The sequence below is a fragment of the Microvirga sp. ACRRW genome, from assembly GCF_022346925.1.
Classification (GTDB): Bacteria; Pseudomonadota; Alphaproteobacteria; order Rhizobiales; family Beijerinckiaceae; genus Microvirga.
Map to the genome: position 1 here is coordinate 398,613 of NZ_JAKRNJ010000001.1, position 21,567 is coordinate 420,179.

20 protein-coding genes and 1 other RNA gene are annotated in these 21,567 nt (G+C 62.2%); 10 read left to right on the top strand and 11 right to left on the bottom strand.

Annotated elements, in window-relative coordinates; all coding sequences use genetic code 11:
* Nucleotides 1-49: 49 nt before the first annotated feature.
* Nucleotides 50-355, bottom strand: coding sequence for a DUF2293 domain-containing protein (locus MHY87_RS01955; protein WP_239348850.1), 306 nt, complete (start codon nucleotides 353-355; stop codon nucleotides 50-52).
* A gap of 5 nt (nucleotides 356-360) precedes the next feature.
* Nucleotides 361-1,155, bottom strand: coding sequence for a thymidylate synthase (locus MHY87_RS01960; protein WP_239348852.1), 795 nt, complete (start codon nucleotides 1,153-1,155; stop codon nucleotides 361-363).
* 77 nt (nucleotides 1,156-1,232) lie between these two features.
* On the opposite strand from MHY87_RS01960, the gene ssrA reads away from it, so the two are divergent.
* Nucleotides 1,233-1,588, top strand: a transfer-messenger RNA (tmRNA) gene (gene ssrA, locus MHY87_RS01965).
* A 25-nt stretch (nucleotides 1,589-1,613) separates the two neighbouring features.
* On the top strand, nucleotides 1,614-2,225 hold the full coding sequence (locus tag MHY87_RS01970) for an SspB family protein (protein WP_239348854.1): 612 nt from the start codon (nucleotides 1,614-1,616) through the stop codon (nucleotides 2,223-2,225).
* Nucleotides 2,226-2,835: 610 nt separating this feature from the next.
* On the opposite strand, the gene MHY87_RS01975 is transcribed toward MHY87_RS01970, so the two are convergent.
* The gene (locus MHY87_RS01975) at nucleotides 2,836-4,227 is read right to left on the bottom strand and encodes a cytochrome P450 (RefSeq protein WP_239348856.1); all 1,392 of its coding nucleotides are present in this window, start codon (nucleotides 4,225-4,227) and stop codon (nucleotides 2,836-2,838) included.
* A gap of 89 nt (nucleotides 4,228-4,316) precedes the next feature.
* Between MHY87_RS01975 and fumC the strand changes: the two genes are divergently transcribed.
* From fumC to MHY87_RS01990, 3 genes are read left to right on the top strand one after another with little or no spacing between them, the layout of a single operon-like run.
* Nucleotides 4,317-5,708: a class II fumarate hydratase gene (gene fumC, locus MHY87_RS01980; protein ID WP_239348858.1), complete on the top strand. Its 1,392-nt coding sequence runs from the start codon at nucleotides 4,317-4,319 to the stop codon at nucleotides 5,706-5,708.
* Between the two features lie 14 nt (nucleotides 5,709-5,722).
* Nucleotides 5,723-5,911, top strand: coding sequence for a DUF4169 family protein (locus MHY87_RS01985; protein WP_239348860.1), 189 nt, complete (start codon nucleotides 5,723-5,725; stop codon nucleotides 5,909-5,911).
* The gene (locus MHY87_RS01990; protein WP_239348862.1) at nucleotides 5,912-6,127 is read left to right on the top strand and encodes a ribbon-helix-helix domain-containing protein; all 216 of its coding nucleotides are present in this window, start codon (nucleotides 5,912-5,914) and stop codon (nucleotides 6,125-6,127) included. It begins immediately after the preceding gene.
* 42 nt (nucleotides 6,128-6,169) lie between these two features.
* Here MHY87_RS01990 and MHY87_RS01995 read toward each other — a convergent pair whose 3' ends face one another.
* Nucleotides 6,170-9,751: an AsmA family protein gene (locus MHY87_RS01995; RefSeq protein WP_239348864.1), complete on the bottom strand. Its 3,582-nt coding sequence runs from the start codon at nucleotides 9,749-9,751 to the stop codon at nucleotides 6,170-6,172.
* An 82-nt stretch (nucleotides 9,752-9,833) separates the two neighbouring features.
* Complete coding sequence (locus tag MHY87_RS02000) at nucleotides 9,834-11,249, bottom strand: FAD-binding oxidoreductase (protein ID WP_239348866.1); 1,416 nt, start codon at nucleotides 11,247-11,249, stop codon at nucleotides 9,834-9,836.
* Between the two features lie 177 nt (nucleotides 11,250-11,426).
* Between MHY87_RS02000 and MHY87_RS02005 the strand changes: the two genes are divergently transcribed.
* On the top strand, nucleotides 11,427-11,975 hold the full coding sequence (locus MHY87_RS02005; RefSeq protein ID WP_370644806.1) for a thioesterase family protein: 549 nt from the start codon (nucleotides 11,427-11,429) through the stop codon (nucleotides 11,973-11,975).
* Here the strand turns inward: MHY87_RS02005 and MHY87_RS02010 are convergent.
* Entirely contained in the window at nucleotides 11,972-12,244 is a 273-nt protein-coding gene (locus tag MHY87_RS02010) for a hypothetical protein (RefSeq protein WP_239348870.1), read from the bottom strand. The genes MHY87_RS02005 and MHY87_RS02010 overlap by 4 nt on opposite strands.
* A 148-nt stretch (nucleotides 12,245-12,392) precedes the next feature.
* On the opposite strand from MHY87_RS02010, the gene MHY87_RS02015 reads away from it, so the two are divergent.
* The gene (locus tag MHY87_RS02015; RefSeq protein WP_239348872.1) at nucleotides 12,393-14,768 is read left to right on the top strand and encodes an ATP-dependent helicase; all 2,376 of its coding nucleotides are present in this window, start codon (nucleotides 12,393-12,395) and stop codon (nucleotides 14,766-14,768) included.
* 89 nt (nucleotides 14,769-14,857) lie between these two features.
* Complete coding sequence (locus MHY87_RS02020; protein ID WP_239348874.1) at nucleotides 14,858-16,129, top strand: cyclopropane-fatty-acyl-phospholipid synthase family protein; 1,272 nt, start codon at nucleotides 14,858-14,860, stop codon at nucleotides 16,127-16,129.
* 18 nt (nucleotides 16,130-16,147) lie between these two features.
* Here MHY87_RS02020 and MHY87_RS02025 read toward each other — a convergent pair whose 3' ends face one another.
* The gene (locus MHY87_RS02025; RefSeq protein ID WP_370644807.1) at nucleotides 16,148-16,411 is read right to left on the bottom strand and encodes an SDR family oxidoreductase; all 264 of its coding nucleotides are present in this window, start codon (nucleotides 16,409-16,411) and stop codon (nucleotides 16,148-16,150) included.
* Nucleotides 16,320-17,015, bottom strand: coding sequence for an SDR family NAD(P)-dependent oxidoreductase (locus tag MHY87_RS02030; protein ID WP_255726174.1), 696 nt, complete (start codon nucleotides 17,013-17,015; stop codon nucleotides 16,320-16,322). Before MHY87_RS02030 ends, MHY87_RS02025 begins: the two co-directional genes overlap by 92 nt.
* A 147-nt stretch (nucleotides 17,016-17,162) precedes the next feature.
* On the opposite strand from MHY87_RS02030, the gene MHY87_RS02035 reads away from it, so the two are divergent.
* Complete coding sequence (locus MHY87_RS02035) at nucleotides 17,163-18,083, top strand: 50S ribosomal protein L11 methyltransferase (RefSeq protein ID WP_239348876.1); 921 nt, start codon at nucleotides 17,163-17,165, stop codon at nucleotides 18,081-18,083.
* 160 nt (nucleotides 18,084-18,243) lie between these two features.
* Here MHY87_RS02035 and MHY87_RS02040 read toward each other — a convergent pair whose 3' ends face one another.
* On the bottom strand, nucleotides 18,244-18,468 hold the full coding sequence (locus MHY87_RS02040) for a hypothetical protein (RefSeq protein ID WP_239348878.1): 225 nt from the start codon (nucleotides 18,466-18,468) through the stop codon (nucleotides 18,244-18,246).
* Between the two features lie 291 nt (nucleotides 18,469-18,759).
* On the opposite strand from MHY87_RS02040, the gene MHY87_RS02045 reads away from it, so the two are divergent.
* Nucleotides 18,760-20,580, top strand: coding sequence for an aminopeptidase P family protein (locus tag MHY87_RS02045; RefSeq protein ID WP_239348880.1), 1,821 nt, complete (start codon nucleotides 18,760-18,762; stop codon nucleotides 20,578-20,580).
* Here the strand turns inward: MHY87_RS02045 and MHY87_RS02050 are convergent.
* Nucleotides 20,577-20,876, bottom strand: a complete 300-nt coding sequence (locus MHY87_RS02050; protein WP_239348882.1) for an AzlD family protein — start codon at nucleotides 20,874-20,876, stop codon at nucleotides 20,577-20,579. The genes MHY87_RS02045 and MHY87_RS02050 overlap by 4 nt on opposite strands.
* Nucleotides 20,873-21,562 carry an AzlC family ABC transporter permease gene (locus MHY87_RS02055; protein ID WP_239348884.1) on the bottom strand — a complete coding sequence of 230 codons (690 nt, stop codon included), beginning with the start codon at nucleotides 21,560-21,562 and terminating at the stop codon, nucleotides 20,873-20,875. The genes MHY87_RS02050 and MHY87_RS02055 overlap by 4 nt, the downstream gene beginning before the upstream one ends.
* Between the last annotated feature and the right edge of the window lie 5 nt (nucleotides 21,563-21,567).

Genomic DNA, 21,567 nt, shown 5'->3' on the forward strand with positions numbered 1-21,567 from the left:
ATCGGCGCGGCACTGATATGGGAGGCTGTAGAACCGGGATGCTGCACTTCTATTCCGCCTCGCCCTCGGCCTGGACGCGGCGGGGCGAGCCCCATTCCTTGAGAATGTCGTTCATGTCGTCAAGGACGAAGAAGCGCGCGCTTTCCACGTCGTAGCCTTCGTCGAGCAGATTGTCGTAATCGGTCAGGCGATGGCGGATGTAAGAAGTGATCGATAGCCACGCCGCATTCTCGGGCGAGGCCGTGTGCAGGCCACGGCTTCCGAGCGCATGATCCGTCACGGATTCGAATTCATGCTTCGGGATTCGCGGAGCCAGAACCCGGACGGCGCTCTCGATGACCTCGCGCCTGTTCATGTCCGTCAGACCGCGACAGGCGCCTTGATGGCGGGATGCGGATCGTAATCCTCGATGGCGATGTCGTCGAACGTGAAATCGAACAGCGAGCGCACCGCAGGATTCAAGCGCAGCTTCGGCAGCTCGCGCGGCTCGCGGGAGAGCTGCAGGCGCGCCTGCTCGAGATGGTTGAGGTAGAGATGCGCATCGCCGAAGGAATGCACGAAATCGCCCGGCTGCAATCCGGTCGCCTGCGCCATCATGTGCGTGAGAAGCGCATAGGATGCGATGTTGAACGGTACGCCGAGAAACACATCCGCCGAGCGCTGATAGAGCTGGCAGGAGAGTCGTCCTTCCGCCACGTAGAACTGGAACAGGCAGTGGCAGGGCGCGAGCGCCATCTTGTCGAGTTCCGCGGGATTCCATGCGGAGACGATCAGGCGGCGGGAATCGGGATTGCGCTTGATCTCGTCGAGCACCCATTTGATCTGGTCGACAGTGCCGCCGTCGGGCTTCGCCCAGGAACGCCATTGCTTGCCGTAGACGGGACCGAGATCGCCGTTCTCGTCAGCCCATTCGTCCCAGATCGAGACGCCGTTCTCCTTCAGGTAGCGGATATTGGTGTCGCCCTTCAGGAACCAGAGCAGTTCGTGGATGATCGAGCGCAGATGCAGCTTCTTCGTGGTGACGAGCGGGAAGCCCTCGCTCAGGTCGAAACGCATCTGATGACCGAAGACGGAAATGGTCCCAGTCCCGGTCCGGTCATCCTTGCGGACGCCCTCATCCATGATGCGGCGAAGAAGATCGTGATAGGCTTGCATGGGGTGCTCCTAGCCTGAATATAGGACACCACTTCCCGCGCTCCGAGTCTGAATTAACCCCACCTGAGGTTATCCCCGCTCTTTCAAATTCGGATTCTGCCTCCTATATTGGGGGTGCCGGTCGCAAGGCCGGCTATGGCGATAAACGGCTATCGGAATAAACCCATCGGACCCGGGGGCGGTACCCGGCGCCTCCACCAAAGCCCAAGCGAGCCTTGGGTTTCGGCGGGGGCGAAATAGGATCGACGAGGGCGTAAAGGGTAGACTTTCGCTCGGCATGGTTCCGCCGATATCGGGCCTTTTTATAGTTGCCAACGACAACTATGCTCCGGTTGCAGTGGCTGCGTAAGCGGTCCCTAACACCGACTCAAAGCCCTAGCGGGTAGCACCGTTAGGCGGGGTTCGGAGGCACCTGGCAACAGAAGCCTCCACTTCTATTTCTGAATAGGGATCGCCTAATGGCCGGCAAAGACCTGATCCGCTACGATCTTCTGGTGCAGGACGCCCTGAAAGGCGTCGTGCGCAAGGTGCTGATCGATTCCAAGGACGGGCTGCCGGGCGAGCACCATTTCTACATCTCCTTCCAGACGGATTTTCCCGGCGTTCGCCTCTCGAACCGCCTGCGCGAAAAATATCCTCAGGAGATGACCATCGTCCTTCAGCATCAGTTCTGGGACATGAACGTCACGGAGCACACCTTCGAGGTGGGCCTTTCCTTCTCCGGCGTTCCCGAGCGACTGCTCATTCCCTTCGATGCGCTCACCGGCTTCTTCGACCCCTCCGTCCAGTTCGGCCTCAAGTTCGATGGCCAGGATGACGAGGAGGATGAAGACATCGCCGAAGCCCCGCCCGCGCCTCAGCCGATCCGCGGCTCGGACCCCGTGGAGCTGAAGCAGCCCCGCAAGGCCGCGCCCGCCGAGAAGAAGTCCGCTCCCGAAAAGGCTCCGGCCGCCAAGGCCGAGGAAGCTCCGAGCGAAGCGGTTCCCACCCCCAAGCCGGAAGCAGCGGACGCCAACGCCTCCGGCACCGCCGAGGTCGTGAGCCTCGACGCCTTCCGCAAGAAGAACTGACGGCTCGTCCTTACCCGTTCTCCAGAGACTGACACGCTGTGAGCGTCCTCCCGGTCTTGTGCCGGTGATCCACGCCTGTGAGGCGCTGCGGGTCCATCACGTCATCCCGGGGCCGCGCAGCGGAACCCGGGATCGCAGGACGAGAGTGGCGCCTGATCCTGCCTGCGTACGATCCCGGCTCGGCTTCGCCGTCCGGGATGACGACAGGCGGACAGGAAGGACGCCTTGGCCGGATGCGCGTGTTCCGCTTTTGTTCTTGACTTTGGTCCTAACCTTGGCTATAGGTTGTGGGTCCCGGCTCAATGAGGGGCGCGCTCGCGAGGCGTCGTGATTGTCGGAGCCGGGAGCGGTCCTGTGTCAGGCTTCGCAAACCTGTCGGCGGGAGGCCCATCGTTGAAAGACACGGTGTACGCCTAAAAGAACCGTGCGCGAGGAGCCGTCGGGTTCTTCACACACTCACACAGCCGAGCCAGACGCCTCCTCGCGCCTCCCTCGACCCCAAAACCTCGGAGCCATCAGCTCGCGAGGTCATTCCCACATGTTCTTTGACAGCCTACAGCTCCCTGAGAAGCCACCCTCTCAACGTCTCAGCTCTCGATCTGAGAGCCTGTCATCTGCGATGACTCAACCGCATCGGCAGGCCCTCGCGAGGTCTCAGCGTGATACGATGGAGCGGGGTGACACTGTGCCCCTCCCTCAGGTCCAGCCGCACGGCCCGCACGATGGTGGCGAGCACGATCACGGCCTCCTGCAGGGCAAAGGTCGCTCCGATGCAGACACGGGGACCGGCGCCGAAGGGCAGATAGGCGAACCTGTCGATCTTCTCCTTCTCCCCCGGCAGGAAGCGCTCAGGCCTGAAAGCATCAGGCTCATCCCAGAGGGTGCGGTGGCGATGGAGCACGTAAGGCGCGATGGTCACCACCGTGCCAGCCTCGATGGCGAGATCCCCAATCCGGTCATCGGCGATGGCCGCGCGGCTCAAGAACGGCGCCGGCGGATAAAGCCTCATCGCCTCGTCGAGCACGGCGCGCGTATAGACGAGCCGGTCGAGATGATGCGGCTCGACGGATCCCTCTCCCAAAACCTCATCGACCTCCCGCTCGATCCGCGCCCTCGCCCGCTCATCCTGAGAGAGCAGGTAGATCGACCAGGACAGGGCATTGGCCGTGGTTTCGTGGCCCGCACCGATGAAGGTGATGATGTTGGCGCCCACTTCCGTGTCACTGAGGCCCTTGCCGGTTTCTGGGTCGGCGGCCTCCAGAAGCAGGGTCAGGAGATCGCGCGGCGCGGGCTCGCCCCGTTCGAGCATCGCCTTTCGGTCCCGAACCAGCTCGTTCACCAGCTCCTCGAAAAACCGGATCGCGGGCCGCGCCCGGAGCCGTCCGATCCTGGGAACCCAGTCCGGCAGGCCGAAGATGTCGACCGGATCGATCTTCCCCAAGCCTTCGAAATAGCGCGTGATGGCCCGCCCAAGCGCATCAGGGTCGCGGGCCACGCCTTTCGAGAAGATCGTCCGCTCCAGCACATCGAGGGTAACGCGGGTCATCTCGAGGGAGATATCGACCTCCCTGCCCTCCGGCCGTCTTTGCCAGCGGCGCACGAGGCGCTCGGCCGATTCGACCATGGCCGGGAAGAAGCCTGCCACCACCCGTGGCGGGAACAGGGGCGCAATGGTGCGGCGCTGGAGCTTCCACTCCTCGCCTTCCGCCGTCAGCAGGCCCCGCCCCAGTCCGGGCGCCAGAACCCTGAGCTGCAGGTCGTCCTTCCGGTAATTGGCGGCATTGTCGACCAGGATGTGGCGGATGACCTCCGGGTCGTTCACCACAGTGATCCGCCCCAAAGCTCCGCTGCCCGAGATGATCCGCTCGCTGAAATGCCGCTCGGTCCAGGTGGTCAGCGGGTTCCGGCGAACCGCCAGCAGGAACGCGAGGAGCCCCAGCGGCTCCTGAAGAGGCTTCGGGGCCGGAGGGCGGAAAAGCGGGTTATCGAGGGTGTCGGTCATCCGAATTTACAACGCTCTTATGCGGCCTTCGCTGTTGCGGGAGCCTGAGTTTGAGATAAGAACACGCAACTCCATTGAAAGAGGTGAGCATGTCCTCGACCCGTACCGAAACAGATACCTTCGGCCCCATCGAAGTTCCCGCCGACAAGCTCTGGGGCGCCCAGACGCAGCGTTCGCTCCAGAACTTCCGGATCGGCACGGACAAGATGCCGCTCCCCCTCGTCCACGCGCTCGCCATCGTGAAGCAGGCCGCAGCCCTCGTGAACAAGGACCTCGGCAAGCTGGATTCGAAGCTGGCCGAGGCCATTTCCGCCGCCGCCGCCGATGTGGTGCAGGGCAAGCACAACGACGAGTTCCCGCTGGTGGTCTACCAGACCGGCTCGGGCACCCAGTCGAACATGAACATCAACGAGGTGCTCTCGAACCTCGCCATCGAGCGCCTCGGCGGCGAGCGCGGCAGCAAGAAGCCGGTTCACCCGAACGACCACGTGAACATGGGCCAGTCGTCCAACGACGTGTTCCCGACCGCCATGCACATCGCCGTGGCGCGTGAGATCAACGCCCGCCTGGTTCCCGCCCTCAAGCACCTGCTGAAGGCGCTTGAAGCCAAGCAGGAAGAGTTCAGGGACATCGTGAAGATCGGCCGCACGCACCTGCAGGACGCGACGCCCGTGACGCTGGGCCAGGAGTTCTCCGGCTATGCGGCGCAGGTGAAGCTCGGCATCGCCCGCATCGAGCAGACGCTGCCCGGCATCTATGCGCTCGCTCAGGGCGGCACCGCCGTCGGCACGGGCCTCAACGCCCATCCGGAATTCGCCGACCGCTTCGCCGCGAAGGTGACAGAGCTGACAGCCCTTCCCTTCACCTCGGCCCCGAACAAGTTCGAGGCTCTGGCCTCCAACGACGCGCTCGTCTACACGCACGGCGCGCTGGCGGCTCTCTCCGCCGGCCTGTTCAAGATCGCCAACGATATCCGCCTCATGGGCTCTGGCCCGCGCTCGGGCATCGGCGAGATCTCGCTGCCCGAGAACGAGCCCGGCTCGTCGATCATGCCCGGCAAGGTGAACCCCACCCAGGCCGAAGCCATGACGATGCTCTGCTGCCAGGTCGCCGGCAACCAGACCACGGTGACCTTCGCAGGCTCCCAGGGCCATTTCGAACTCAACGTGTTCAAGCCGGTCATCGTGAACGCGGTGCTGCAATCGATCCGCCTGCTCGCGGACGGTGCGATCAGCTTCACGGACAATTGCGTCGTCGGCATCGAGCCGAACCGCGAGCGCCTGCAGGACCTGATGGGCCGCTCCCTCATGCTCGTGACGGCGCTCGCGCCCACCATCGGCTACGACAAGGCGGCCCACATCGCGAAGACCGCGCACAAGAACGGCACGACGCTGAAGGAAGAGGCCCTCAAGGCGGGCGTGTCGGAAGCGGACTTCGACGCCATCGTCCGCCCCGAGACGATGCTTCAGCCGGGCGAATAAGCGGCATTCGCGCCATGGCAGAGATCATCAATCTGCGCCAGGCGCGCAAGAACAAGGCGCGGGCCGACAAAGAGGCCCGCGCCGACCAGAACCGCATTTCCTTTGGCCGCACCAAGGCGGAGAAGGAACTGACGAAAGCCGAGCGTGAGCTGGAGCAGCGCCGCATCGACGCTCACAAGCGCGACGACAGCGAGAAGCCGTGAATGGGCTCCGACATCGTCAAACGCTCCGTCTCGATTGCCGGTCACCGCACCAGCATCTCGCTCGAAGAGCCATTCTGGCAGATCCTGCGCGAGATCGCAGAGCGCGATAAACTCTCCATTCAAGCCCTGATCGGACGCATCGACGCGGAACGCGGCGAGCAAAATCTCTCCTCCGCCATCCGCGTGTTCGTGCTGATGGATCTGCGCAACCGCTGATACGCGGATCGCAAGTCTTTGCTTACAACCTGAACAGGTTTCTCAGCGATCCGGGCTGCCGTGGATGCGCGGCGGCGCATTCAAATTCACGGGCGGATTCAACGGCGGCAAGCTGTTCATCTGAAACGGCGCGGGTGAAGATGCAGGCTGCTCTTCGTCCGGCTGTTGCTGCTGCTCCGATTGCAGACGCTCCGCTTCCAAACGTGCTTTCTCCGCATCGGCTTTTGCCTTCGCCTGACGTGCAGTCTCTTCCGCCGCAGCTCTCAAGCGCTGACGCTCGGCTTCTTGCTGTGCCTGGATCTGACGCTGGCGCTCGGCAGCGGCACGCTCGAAGGCTTCGATCTTTTCGAGTTCGCGCTTGAGCACGATGGCCGCAAGCCCGTTGCGGAACGGTCCTGCATCCAATTCTCGCGTGGGGGCGGCAAGCGTACCGCGCCAGTTCAAGCCGATGGAGGGCGGAGCACCGGTCCAGCCGGCGGGCGATGTCTTGGATACGAGCGAGCCGCGCGCATCGAGGGCGAGCGTATTGAGATCGAACGTTACCGCGCCCTGCCATGTGGAGGGCCCGGCTTCAATCACAAAAGGCGAGAGCCGCAGCGACCCGCCGACGAGGGCCGCCGATGTGGTGACTGTTTGCGCGGAAAGCGGAGCACGACCCAATTCCGCATTGATGATGGCTTCCGCTTTGCCTTCGATGAGCGGCTCGTTCTCGGCGAGAGCGCGCTTGAGAGCGCGGTCGAACACGGCAGGATCAGCGGATGGAACACGAAGCTTCGTGATCGTCCAATCGCCCGCGCCGCCAAGCGCGGATACGAGCTGCGACGTGCTCGTGCCAGCCGTTCCGAATTTGAGATTGCCTGAGAGAACCGCCTCGATGGGCGATGATCCGCCGAGGGCCCAGAGCGGCACGTTGTCGATGGCGCCCTCGCCCACGATGGTCGCCGTTGCATCCTGGCGCGTGATGGTCGTGGATCCCGTCAGGCGACCAGAGCCGATGCTGGCATCGAGATTGCGGATCGAGATGCCGTCCGACTGCGCTTCGACCGTGAAACTCGCGCGCGTGCCTTGAACGCCGCGTCCCAGATCGAGCGTGCCGACGCGGAACACGACCTGCCCGCCGCTCACAAGGCGGCCGCTCTGCCCGAATGTGGCATTGGACCAGATGGCGGTGGCGTTCGGATCGCCCGGCACATTGAGCGCAAGAGCGGCCGTCAGCCACGGCAGAGAAAGTCTGTCGAGCGAAATTTCGCCGCCGATTTCCGAGCGCGAGCGAATATTGAGATTGGCCTGAATAGGATCGCCCGCAACCTCGCCTGTCACATCGAGACGGCTTGCATCGCGCTCGCGTCCCAGGGACACACGCGCCTTCACGGGAACGGGCGACGTCACGCCCGCGCCATCGCCAAGGAGAAGCAGAAAGGGTGTGACATCCGGCGTGACGAACTCCGCTTCGCCGCTATCCACCACATCGTCGTTCGCGCTTAACGTGAAAGGCCTCAAGGTCGCAATCTGCGCGCCCGCGACATTGCCCGCGAAGGTGACATTGAACTGGCCCGAACCGACGCGGGTGCCGCGCAGATCGATCCTAGAGGGACGGTCGAGACCCGTCATGTTGGCACGGTTCACCCATCGGCCCGTATTCTCGGCGGCAAGCGCAAGGTTGAGATTCTGGGTCCGCCCGTCAACGGCATCCACGCTGCCTTCGATGGCGCCGCCCGCAGCGGTGCCTTTCATCATCGTCCGCAGCCGCACTTCGGTCGAACCTGGCGGAGGTGCGACACGCTCAGTTCCCACCTGCACGTTGAGCGCGCCTTCACGCAGGAAATACGGCACGAGCTTGGACACGCCGCCGATCCACACGCTGCCGATCAGATCAATGAGAGGGGCGGCGCGCTGCGCTGTGACCTTGCCGTTGATGCTGCCGGAACCATCGGGCGTGATACGTCCGCTCACGCGGGCATTCGCACCAGCGAGATCCACGATGTCGAGATTCTCGACGAGCAAAGCCTGTCCGTCGGAGAGAATGCGCGCCGTGATGCGGCCGCTCGCAGAACTCTTTCCAGCACTCACGCCGCGCGCTTCGAGAATGAAGCCGACATCCACATTCTGTGTGGCTTCGAACACGCTGGAAAGCTGCGGCAGCTGATCGAGGTTGAGGTTCTGGATCGCGACCTGAGCTTCCAGCTTGCCGCGCTCATCGGACTCGGGCACGGTGTAGCGCAGATTGCCGGTGGTAACCGCATCGCCGATTTTCAGGCGCATCCGGTTGAGCGACAGAACCGGGTTGTTGAAGACCACATCGGACGAGGCCTCGACGGGACGCCCGTCGAGAACAGCGAGAAGCGGCGAGCGGATCTTGATGCGGTCGAGATAGCGTGCGAGGCGATCGGAAGCGTTCGAGGCCAACGCCACCTTGCCTTCGATGCCACCTTGCGTCGTCAAGCCGAGCTGGCCTTCCATGGCCACGCGCGTCTCGCCGGGCGCATTGAACTCCACTCGTTCAAGACGTGCCTTTCCGCGCTCGAGCGACAAACGCAGAATGGCGCCCGTCAGATCCTCCTGTCCCAGACCGATGCTGTCGATCTTGAGATCGAGATCGATGGGAACGGTCGTCGGAGGCAGCGACCACGCCTGCAGGCGGGTCTTGAAGTCCTGCCCATTCGAGGAAAGGATGAAGCTGTCGGCGTCGAGACGGCGTCCTTCGAGCTTAAGCGCGATGCGAGGATCGGTGATGCCGATGCGGCCCTCGCCAGTCATGCGAAGGCTCGCACCGCCCTCGCCAGCCTCCATGCTGACGTTACTCAGCGCCACGGCACCATCTGCCGTCTTGAATTCGGTTTCGACGGCGATGGGAATAGGAATGCCTGCTGCCGCGATCTGCGCCGGAGGGCCGAACAGTACCTTGGCCTTGCCGAAGATGCTCGGAACGTTGGTTCCGGCGGCCGGATCGTCGAGAGCCAGGCGGGCATCGATGTCGAAACGCGGATAGATGTCGCCGCCGCCCGAGAGCTTGACCTGAACGCTTTTGTCTTCCGCAAGCTCTCCCGTGACGAGACGGAAAGGCACGCCCGCCGTGGTGCCCTCGACCCGCCAGGGGCCAATGAGCTTTTGCCCCTCGATCTGGACATTCTCAGCAAAGGCCTGGTTCGTATGGCCCGTGGTCGCTGACTGCGTGGTCACGAGCAAGTTGCCGACCGTGAGGCTGTCGATGGCCCATTCACGGCTGCGCCCGCTGCCGGATACGAGATCGGGAGGCAGGCGCCAGTCGCCCTTGCCGGAAACGGGAACGCGGATATCGGCTCGCCCGATCCGCGTCGCGGTAAAGCGCACTTCTCCGCGCAGGAGCGGCGTCAGCGCGATCTCGGCCAGCACGTTGTCGGCCGTCAGCATGGGGGAATCCGGCGTCTTGCCGCCGAGCTGCAAGCGATCCAGCACGATCCTCGGCTCGGGCAGCAGGCGGATGGAGATATTCCCCGCAGTCCGGGCTTCCGTGCCCGACGCGCGCGCGATCATCCCGTCGATGGTGTCGCGGTATCCCTCCCAGTTCATGAGAGGGGGTGCGGCGACGGCAACCGCCAGGATCAGGATCACAATGCCTGCGATGATCGTCAGGATATCGCGCAAGAGGCTTTTCTTCTCCGTTTCATTCTAGCTCTTTAACCCAAGGATCATGGGATCGGGAGCGCGTCGGGCGCTCCTTCCACCGTCAAAGTGCAACGATCTTACCCGGGTTCATGATGTTGTGCGGGTCCATGGCCCGTTTCAAGACGCGCATGAGGTCGAGCGCGGCCTCTCCGTGTTCAATTTCCAGGTACTTCATCTTCTTCTGGCCAACACCATGCTCGCCGGTGCAGGTGCCTTCCATGGCAACGGCCCGCTTCACGAGACGGTCCACGAAGGCTTCACAGGCAGCGACTTCCGCAGGGTCATCCACGTTCACGAGCGGCTGAACGTGGAAATTGCCGTCTCCCACATGGCCCACGATGGGGGCGATCATGCCGCTGTCGAGAATGTCCCGTTTCGTCTCGTCCACGCATTCGGCAAGGCGCGAAATCGGCACGCAGACGTCGGTTGCCACCGATTGAGCGCCGGGACGCAGGCCGCGAGCCGCCCAATAGGCATCGTGCCGGGCCTGCCAGAGGCGAGAGCGCTCCTCGGGCTTCGTCGCCCATACGAAAGGCTGGTCCGTATATTCCGCCGCGATTTCGCCGAAGCGCTCAGCCTGCTCCTGAACGCCCGCATCCGAGCCGTGAAATTCCAGCAGCAGCAAGGGGCTCTCAGGCAGGTCCAGCTTCGCGTGAAGGTTCACCGCCCTCACCTGCACCTCATCGAGCAGCTCGATGCGCGCCACCGGAATACCGGACTGGATGGTAAGGATCACTGCGTCGCAGGCAGCCTTGACCGAGGGGAACGGGCAGATACCGGCCGAGATGGCCTCAGGGATACCCTGCAGCTTGAGCGTGATCTCGGTCACGATGCCGAGCGTCCCCTCCGAGCCGATCATGAGGCGGGTAAGGTCGTAGCCTGCCGAACTTTTCTTGGCGCGGCTTGCGGTCTTCACGATCTCGCCGTTCGGCAGCACGACCGTCAGCGAGAGCACTACGTCTTTCATCGTGCCGTAACGGACAGCATTGGTACCGGAGGCGCGGGTAGCGACCATGCCGCCGATGGAGGCATCCGCTCCCGGATCGATGGGGAAGAATAGGCCCTTGTCGCGCAAGTGCTCGTTCAGCTCCTTGCGGGTCACGCCTGCCTCGACCACGCAGTCCAAGTCTTCCTCATGCACGGCGATGATGCGCTTCATGAGGCTCAAGTCGATGCACACGCCACCTTCGGGCGCGTTGATGTGACCTTCGAGCGAGGTGCCTGTGCCGAAGGGAACGATCGGAACCCCCTTCTCGGCGCAGAGCTTCACGATCTCGGACACTTCCTCCGTGGTGCGGGTATAAACAACGACATCCGGCGGCTGGTTCTTCACCCAGGTGAGTGTGTGGCCATGCTGCTCCCGCACGGCTGCGGAGGTCGTCATCCGGTCTCCGAAGCGAGTGGAGAGTTCTTTTGTCAAAGCCGAAATGACGGCTTCCGAAGGCTTGGAACGACTGGACGAGAGAATGGCGCTCATGGTGGCAATAGGTTCCGGTGACGATGCTCGTTATCCATACCTACCAAAATGGGCATTAACGCAATACTCTGAAGGTCAAATGGGCCAATATGCCCATGGATGGCGGACGGATATGTGCTAACATTCCTGCCTTGCTTCCAGGAGATTGACGGTCGTGAGCGGCATTGAGGGAGAGAAATGACCATGGAGAAGAAGACTCCTGTGTTCTTCTTCGCACCCTTCGTATCGTCCACGATGCGGGTCGAGCCCGCATGGATCGACTATAACGGCCATATGAACATGGCCTATTACCATGTGCTCTTCGACCGTGCCCTGGATGAGGGCTTCAGCCTCATCGGCCTCGGCCGGGAATATCTGGAAGAGCGCAAATCTTCTTCCTTCGCCGCTGAGATCCATACCCTCTACAAGCGTGAATTGAAGGTGCGCGATCAGGTACGTGTGACGCTTCAGCTCGTCGATTACGACGAGAAGCGCATCCACTACTACATGGAGATCCGCCATGCGACGGATGGCTGGGTCGCCGCGACCATGGAAGGGTTGTCTCTCCACGTGGACATGGAAACCCGCAAGGTCTCACCCTTCCCCGAGGATATTTTTGCCAATCTCGCCGTGATGAAGGCAGCCCATACGCGCCTTCAACGGCCACAGGCCTTGGGCCGGATCATCGGCGTTCCGGCAAGACTCGAGAAGCACGAGGCCCTGCTCGCCTTGGGCACTCGCCACTAGCACCCCGCCGAGCCCGCAGGGCAGTTGCGGAAGGGCGAAGGGGTGTTGGAGAACAGCCTCTGCCTGTCGATATCCTGCCTAAGCTGGTTCCGGTCCGTTTGGATCTGTCGCTGAACGTCGTTGAGGCGCTGGTCCTGCCGTATGTTGCGGTTGATGTCGTCGACCTGACGCTCGGACCGTGGCTGGCTCGGCAATAGCGAGGGTTGGGCCTGTGCCGCCAGGGGCAGGACAAGTCCAAGGCAGATCGCAGCCGTGACAAGCAAGCGCATGGGACATTCCTTTCGTGGCCTGTCATCACCATATGGCGACGAGAACCTCTTCCAACAACGATGACGAGCCTTGATCCACCGCCCTGTCCCAGGGCTATCGGCAATTCCGGGCTCGACGCCGTTCGCCTTTTGATCCATGGTCGCGCCGATGAATCAGCCTGATAACAGCCCCGATCCTCACGACGATCTGGCGCACCAGCCCTCCTCCGGTTCCTTGAGCGCCCGCGCCCGCGCGGCGGTTGCGCCCCAGCTTGCCTATCTCAACGGCCTGAACCCGGAGCAGCGCGCCGCCGTGGAGGCGACCGAAGGCCCCGTTCTGGTGCTCGCCGGCGCCGGCACCGGCAAGACCCGGGTACTCACCACCCGCATCGCCCATCTAATCGCCACAGGCAAAGCCTGGCCGTCGCAGATCCTGGCAGTGACCTTCACCAACAAGGCTGCCCGTGAGATGCGTGAGCGCATCGGCCGTGCCATCGGCGAGGTAGCCGAAGGGATGCAGTGGCTCGGCACCTTCCACTCCATCGGCACCAAAATCCTGCGCCGCCATGCAGAGCTCGTGGGCCTGCGCTCCGACTTCACCATTCTCGGCACGGATGACCAGCTGCGCCTGATGAAGCAGGTGATCGAGGCGGAAGGCATCGACGAGAAACGCTGGCCCGCGCGCCACCTCGCCGGTCTCATCGACGGTTGGAAGAACCGTGGCCTCGGGCCTGATCAGGTGGCTGCCGGTGAGGCCGGTGCTTTCGCCAACGGCAAGGGTGGTAAGCTCTACCGCGCCTATCAGGAGCGCCTGAAGGTTCTCAACGCCGTCGATTTCGGCGATCTGCTGCTCGAATGCCTTCGCCTGTGGCGCGAGCATCCGGACATTTTGGAGCAATACCAGGAACGTTTCCGCTACATGCTGGTGGACGAGTACCAGGACACCAACGTCGCGCAATATCTCTGGCTGCGCCTGCTCGCGCAGAAGCGAAAGAACCTGTGCTGCGTGGGCGATGACGATCAGTCGATCTATGGCTGGCGTGGCGCCGAGGTCGACAACATCCTGCGCTTCGACCACGATTTTCCGGGCGCGCCCGTGATCAGGTTGGAGCGCAATTACCGCTCCACCGGCCATATTCTCTCTGCAGCCTCCGTGCTGATCGCCAAGAACCAGGGCCGCCTTGGCAAGACGCTTCGCACGGAAGACGAGCCTGGCGAGAAGGTGTCGATCACCGGCGCATGGGATTCGGAGGAGGAAGCTCGCCTCATTGGCGAGGAGATCGAGGCGCTGCATTCCAAGAAGCATTCGCTGTCGGAGGTCGCCATCCTCGTGCGCATCTCGGCGCAAATGCGCGAGATCGAAGACCGGCTCGTGCAGCTCGGCGTGCCCTATCGGGTCATCGGCGGCCCGCGCTTCTACGAGCGCGCGGAAATCCGTGATGCGCTGGCATATTTGCGTGTCGTCAATCAGCCCGCCGACGACCTCGCCTTCGAGCGCATCGTCAACGTGCCCAAGCGCGGCCTTGGCGATGCGACGATTCAGGTGCTGCACAACCATGCCCGCGCGGCCCGCGTGCCGATGATGGAAGCCGCGCGCTTCATTGTCGAGACCGACGAGCTGAAGCCGAAACCGCGCGCGACGTTGCGCGATCTGCTCATTTCCTTCGGCCGTTGGGCGAAGCTCTCCGAGACCATGTCGCAGTCGGAAGTCGCGCAGACGGTGCTGGAGGAATCCGGCTATACGGATATGTGGCAGAAGGAAAAATCCGCCGATGCCGCAGGCCGCCTCGAAAACCTAAAGGAACTTGTGCGCTCCATGGAGGAGTTCCCGGATCTGCAAAGCTTCCTGGAGCATGTCTCGCTGGTGATGGAGGCGAACGAGAGCGATACGACCGAGCGCGTGAGCCTGATGACGCTGCACGCCGCAAAAGGCCTCGAATTCGACACCGTATTCCTGCCCGGCTGGGAGGAAGGTCTCTTCCCCAATCAGCGCGCGCTCGACGAGAGCGGCCGCGCAGGCCTAGAAGAAGAGCGCCGCCTCGCGCATGTGGGTATTACCCGCGCCAAGCGCCGCGCGAAGATCTACTTCGCCTCCAATCGACGCATCCACGGCTTGTGGAACTCGACTGTTCCCAGCCGCTTCATCGACGATCTGCCGGAAGGCGATGTCGAGATCGTGGAGGCGCCCGCGAACTTCTCTCATAGTGGCGGATACGGCGGCTCACGCTTCGACCGCATGCAGTCTTTCAGCGGCTCGTCCTATCAGACGCCCGGCTGGCAACGCGCGCAGGCCCATCGCGCCGGCGCCGAAGATGGCGGCTATTCCGCTCGCCGTTCGGGCGAACGCCGTGGCCCGATGATGATTGAGGGCGAGCTGGTGGCAAAATCCACCGGCACCTCGGGCTTTGCCATCGGCGGGCGCGTACTGCACTCGAAATTCGGCCCCGGCACCATCGAGGCGGTGGACGGCAACAAGCTCACCGTCGAGTTCGACAAAGCGGGGCGCAAGATGGTGCTCGATAGCTTCGTTGAGGCACTAGGCTAAAGGCTTTTCCCAAGAAGCAACTGAGCTCTAGCCACCTTCTCACAACTGTGGAACTATCCGTACCCGAACGGCACAACCGTGAGGCACAGATGTTTCCTCTCTCCCATATGTTAAAATCCTTCGTGCGCACTGGGACTTTGAAGGTCATCGATGCAGAGGGCAAAACTCACATCTTCGGAGGCGATAAGCCCGGCCTGAACGTCACGATGCGGCTGACGGACAAGTCGCTGTATCACAAGCTCTTCCTCAACCCGGAACTTCATGCAGGCGAGGCCTATATGGATGGCCGCATGAGCTTCGAGGAAGGCTCTACACTGCGGGACTTCCTGAATCTCTTCTCTCAGAACCGCTCTACACTGGCGAATTACCCCTTGCAGAACGTGCTGAAGCGCATCTCACGCACCGTGAAGCGGTTTCAGCAGGCGAACCCCGTCGGCAAGGCGCAACAGAACGTGGCACATCACTACGATCTCGGGAACGATTTCTACAGGCTCTTTCTCGACAAGGGGATGCAGTATTCCTGCGCCTATTTCATCAATGATGACGACACGCTGGAAGAAGCGCAGCAGAACAAGCTTCGCCTCATCGCGGCCAAACTGCAGCTCAAACCCGGCTTGAAGATCCTCGATATCGGCAGCGGCTGGGGCGACCTCGCGCTCTATCTCGCCGCGATGGAAGATGTGGATGTCACGGGCGTCACGCTTTCCAAGGAGCAATACGAGCTCTCAAACGAGAAGGCACGGCGCGCGGGCCTGTCGCACCGCGTGCGCTTCGAATTGCTCGATTACCGCAAGGTCGACAGACGCTTCGACCGCATCGTATCGGTGGGCATGTTCGAGCATGTGGGTGTGCATCATTACGGCGAGTTCTTCGCCAAGATCAACGCCCTGCTCGATGATGACGGCTTGATGGTTCTGCACTCCATCGGCAAGATGAGCCCGCCCGGCACTGCAAGCCCATGGCTGCGCAAGTACATCTTTCCGGGAGCCTACTCCCCTGCCCTGTCGGAAGTTTTCCCTGTCACAGAGCAGAACTCTCTCTGGGTGACGGATCTCGAATTCCTGCGCATCCACTACGCCAAGACATTGAACCATTGGCATAAGCGTTTCGAGGCGAGCCGCGAGAAGATCGCCGCCATGTATGACGAGCGCTTCTGCCGGATGTTCGAGTTCTATCTCATTTCCGCGGAGACGATGTTCACGACGGGCAGCCAGCTCGTGTTCCACATGCAGCTTGCCCGCAAGCGCGATGCCGCGCCCATCGTGCGCGATTACATCACCGATCTGCAACGTCACTACAAATCCATCGAACCTGAGCGCCTCAAGATTCTCGAACCGGCAAGAGAGCTGATGCCGGTGTGAGAACCGGCATCCTTGGCTTCAAGTGAGCGTCTCGTAATCCTTGTTCTTCAAGCCATCATGCGAATGGCGCGTGGGCAGCGTGCTCTTCGGCTGCTTTTTGAAGTGCGAGGACGCCATGGAGCCGACGCCGCCCTTGGCCGTCATGACACCGCCATCGACGGCATAAAGCGCCCCGGTCACATAGCTCGCTTCATCTGATGCCAAGAAGCAGAACACGTTCGCCACTTCCTCCGGCGTGCCGCGCCGCCCCATCGGCGTCGCCTCGATCATCATCGATTCCATCCATCGGGCCGGTCGACTTGTGCGTCCAGGCTGTATCGATGGGACCGGGACAGACGCAGTTGGCGCGAACGCCATAGGCGGCCTGCTCAACCGCAACACCACGCATGAAGGAATGGATGAAGGCCTTGGTGCCGCCATACATCGTATTCTGGGCAATTCCGATCATGCCGGCCTCCGAGCCGGTGGAGACGATGTTGCCATAGGTCTTCTGCAGATAAGGCAAAGTGAACCTGGTCATCAGGAAGACGGAACGTACGTTTGAGCGAAGCGTCTCGTCGAACTTCTCGATGGGGTAATCCTGCGTCTCCGCTGCGGCCAGGAACACACCGGCATTGTTCACGAGTACATCGATGCGCCCATAGGCGCTCACGCAGGCCTCCACCGCAGCTTGAGCGTGACGCTCTTCCGCAATATCGCCCAGGTAGACCTCGGCGAAGCCTCCCGCTCCGTTGATAAGCCGCGCCACATCCTCCACAGGGTCGTCAGGCAGGCCGACAAGGAGAAGGCGTGCGCCTTCACGGGCGAATTTGAGCGCAATGGCTTCGCCGATGCCGGTTCCGGCACCCGTTACGATGGCGACCTTATCGAAAAGACGTCCGGACATGGGGATCTCCTGCGGGCTCTCAGGCGCCGCCTCAAGCGTCATAGGAAAGGCTTAGCGCTTGAAGAACGGGCGCGAGTCCAGGCGGTTCCGGCCTCAAGACCTTTCGGATCGCTTGAGACGGAACACGGGGGATGCTAGAGCAGCCTCATGCTTGAAGGTCTGCACCCCAACCGCCCCACCCACGTCTTCCGCATCACCACGGATGAGCGCTCCGCGCGCGTCATGACCGATCTGATCGGAGAGATCTTCGATCCCGCCGAGACAGCCGTTGCCGCCTTCGAGACGGTGGAGGACGGCCCCTGGTTGCTCGAGGCCTATTTCGCCCATGAGCCGAACGAGACCGCCATCCGCGATCTCGTGCGCCCCATTGTCGGTGAGGAGGCGGACAAAGGCGTGTTTCTGCCGCTCGAACAGAAAGATTGGGTGAAGGCCTCATTGGAAGGTCTGAAGCCCGTCCGCGCTGGGCGCGTTCTGGTCCACGGCTCTCACGACCGGGAGCAGCGCCGCGACAACGACATCGCCATCGAGATCGAGGCAGGCCTCGCCTTCGGCACAGGCCATCACGGCACGACCCTCGGGTGCCTTCAAGCCTTCGTGGATGAACTGAAAATCCGCACACCTCGCCATGTGCTCGATGTCGGTACCGGCACGGGCATTCTGGCCTTCGCTGCGGCCAAGGTGCTGAAGCGGCCCGTGGTTGCGGGCGACATCGATCCGGAAGCGGTGCGGGTGGCGAAGGAGAATGCTCGCCTCAACGGCATCGGCCAGTGGATGAAGCTCTATGTCGGCCCCGGCACCCGCAACGCCGAGGCTGATCGTCCGGGCCATTTCGATCTGGTCTTCGCCAATATCCTGGCAAAGCCCCTGAGGATGCTGGCGCCCTCGCTGGTACGGGTGGCGAGTAATGACGGAACGCTCATTCTCTCAGGCCTGCTCGGCCATGATGTTCCGGGTGTGCTGTCGGCTTACGCGCAGCAAGGCTGGTATTTGCAACGGCGCTACGACCTAGAAGGCTGGGCAGCCCTCGTACTGAAGCGGGGCAGCGCACGTCCGCAGCCCCGCCAATAAGCGGATAAATTTGTCAGGCTTACTCGGCGATGACGCCAGGATAGCGCTTTGCCATCTCGCGACGGAGCTGGAAAGCATCGGCGATGACATCGCGAACGAACTTCATGGCAATAACGATCAACATGGTTTTACTCTTTTCTCTTCGAATGGAATTCGAGGGTTAGATCTTGAACGGCAGATCGGCGCTCTGGCTCAGGAAGTCAGCGGAGTGATCCTGCTTGCGGATCAGATCAGCTCTGAGGGCTTCATGACGGCGCAGCTCGCGAGCGGCGCTCCGGGCACGGCTCTCGGTAAGAGCATCCAAGACGCTCCGGACAATCAGAGAGAACGTGGACGGGGCCTTGGCCGGGGTAGCGTAGACGGAATTCAAAACAGCTGTGTTCATGGGCTCATCTCCAACAGATTGGCGTGAGACCCTTCGGTTCAGCGTTCCTCTGTTCTTGTTACGCTATACATAAGCCAGACACGACTTTAGTTGTAGGCGGGGCGATTGCATGTGAGCCATGCATCTATTGCACTGCACAATCAGAAAATATTAAAGCCTAGGCACCCGACGCATGATGATTGGGCAAGTTGCCTGCCGCTTATGCAGCCCCTTATGGCTTACAGCGGTTGCAGGGCCTGTTGCTCCGGCATAGCGTGCTGCCTTCCACATTCCTATTCCGGTGCTGTACGGATGGCTCAGTTCCAATTCTTCGACGATACGACCTCCCCTTCCCAGGGCCCCGCCCGCATTGCCAAGCTGCGCGCAGAGCTGAGCCGTCGCAGCTTCGATGGCTTCGTCGTGCCGCGCGCCGATGAGCACCAGGGAGAATACGTGCCAAAAAGCGCCGAGCGTCTTGCTTGGCTCACCGGTTTCACAGGCTCCGCAGGCACTGCCGTTATCTTTCTGAACAAGGCCGCTCTCGTGGTCGATGGGCGCTACACGGTCCAGGCTGCCGAGCAGGTGGACACCTCCGTGATCACACCTGTGCAGCTTGCCGACATGTCGGCTGAAGACTGGATTGCCGCAAACCTGCCGGAAAGCGGCACACTGGCCTACGATCCCTGGCTGCACACGAGCGACAGCCTGAAGCGCCTGGAGCAAGCCGCAGCGAAAGCGGGCGGCAAGCTCGCTCCCGTCGATATCAATCTGGTCGACGTAATCTGGATCGACCGGCCGGCCCCGCCACAGGAGCGTGTGCGCCCTCATCCGCTCGATTATGCCGGTGAGACTGCCGAAGCGAAACTGGAGCGCATCCGCAAGAAGATGGCGGAAGCCAAACTCGATGCGCTCGTCATTTCCGATCCGCACAACCTCGCCTGGGCCTTTAACCTGCGCGGCGGCGATGTGGGTCACACCCCGCTGCCGCTCGGCTATGCCGTGCTGCCGAAGGCAGGCCGCGCGAGCCTGTTCTTCGATCCAGCGAAAATCACCAACGAAGCCGGAGCCGCAGTTGGCGAACTCGCCGAGTTCGCGCCCATCGGCACCTTCCAGAGCGCACTCGATACGCTCGGCCAGAAAGGCGGCAAGGTGCGTGTGGATTCAGCCACCGGCGCCGTCGCCCTGATCCGCCGCATCGAAGCCGCAGGCGGCATGGTGGATGTGGGAGCCGATCCCATCGCGCTGATGAAGGCGGTGAAGAACAAGGCGGAGATCGCAGGCTCGCATGCCGCGCATCTGCGCGATGGCGTGGCGATGGCACGCTATCTCGCATGGCTCGACCGCGAGGCCCCGAAAGGACAGCTGACCGAGATCGATGCCGTCGAAGCGCTGGAGGCCTTCCGTGTCGAAACCGGCGCGCTGAAGAACATCTCGTTCCCCAGCATATCTGGCGCGGGCCCGAATGCCGCCCTGCCCCATTATCGCGTCACCGCTTCAAGCAATCGCAAGATCGAGAACAATCAGATCTTCCTCATCGATTCCGGCGCACAGTATGAGGATGGCACCACCGACATCACGCGCACGATCATCGTGGGAGAACCGACGGCAGAAATGAAGGATCGGTTCACCCGTGTGCTGCAGGGCCACATCGCCATCGCCCGCATCGTTTTTCCGAAGGGCACGACAGGCGCGCAGATCGATTCCTTTGCCCGCAAGCCTCTATGGGATGCGGGCCTCGACTTCGATCACGGCACAGGCCACGGCATCGGCAGCTATCTCTCCGTGCATGAAGGCCCGCAGCGCATCGCCAAGACCGGCACGACGCCGCTTGAGGTCGGCATGATGCTGTCCAACGAGCCGGGCTTCTACAAGCAGGGCGATTACGGCATCCGCATCGAGAACCTGATCCTCGTGGAGCCGCGCAAGATTGCTGGTGGTGATCGCGAGATGCTGGGCTTCGAGACTCTTACCTTCACACCCATCGACCTGCGCCTGGTGGAGCCTTCCATCATGACAAGAGACGAGATCGCATGGCTCAACGACTATCACGCGCAGGTACGCGAGAAGATCGGCCCGCATGTCGATGCGCAGACGCGCGCGTGGCTTGAGGATGCGACGCGCGCGATTGGCTAGATCAGGTTGCGCAGCAGCACAACCGAGGCAACGCCCACGGCGATGGTGGCGAGCAGCGGCAAACGGAAGGCAACGACGGCGGTGATGGCGGCTGCAATCGCCTCCGCCCACCCCGTCGTCAAAGCCGTCGGTGCTATGACGGAGACCAGCACGGCGGGTGGGATCGCATCGAAGGCCGCTTTTGCGCGGCCTGTGAGCACGAGACGATCCGCCACGAAGAGGCCAGCAATACGTGTGATATAAGTCACCACCGCCATGGCAATGATAGCGAGCAGCGTTGTCGTATCGAGGCTCATGCATGCGCCTCCTTAGGGGCGGCAAGATAAGCGGCGGCAATGCCCGCGAGCGCGCCGGATGCCACATGCCACGGCGCACCAATGAAGTAATGCACGAGTGCGGCAACGGCAGCGCTGACACCGACAGTCACAAGGGTCACGCGACTGCAACCAAAACCGGCCACAAGCCCGATGAACAGCGCCGTGAAGGCAAAGTCCGCGCCGATGCGCGAAGGATCACCCATGAGGGAACCGAGAACGGCGCCAAGCGTGCTGGATATCGCCCAGTTCAGCCACAATATGGCAGCCATGGCGGCCCAATAAGCTCCTGTGATCGGCCGCTCAAGCGCACGCCTTTCCGACAGTGCCCAGGATTCATCCGTAAGGAAGAACATCGCGACAAGTTGCTGAGATCGCGACATCTTCAGCTTCGGCATCAGCGAAGCTCCCATGAGCACGTGACGGGCATTGATGAGCAAGGTCGCGAAAGTAAGCGCCGCGATGGGAGCCGGATGAAGCCACGCCTCAGTCGCTGCGAATTGCGCGCCACCGGCAAAGACGAGGCTGGACATCAGCCCGATTTCCAGCGGTGACAATCCCTTAGCAGCAGCAAGTGCTCCGAACAGTAGGCCGATGGGGACGGCCGCGACGGCAACAGGGGCGATGTCGCGCAAGCCTGCGCGGATCTCGCGTTTATAGATTGTCATGGGCA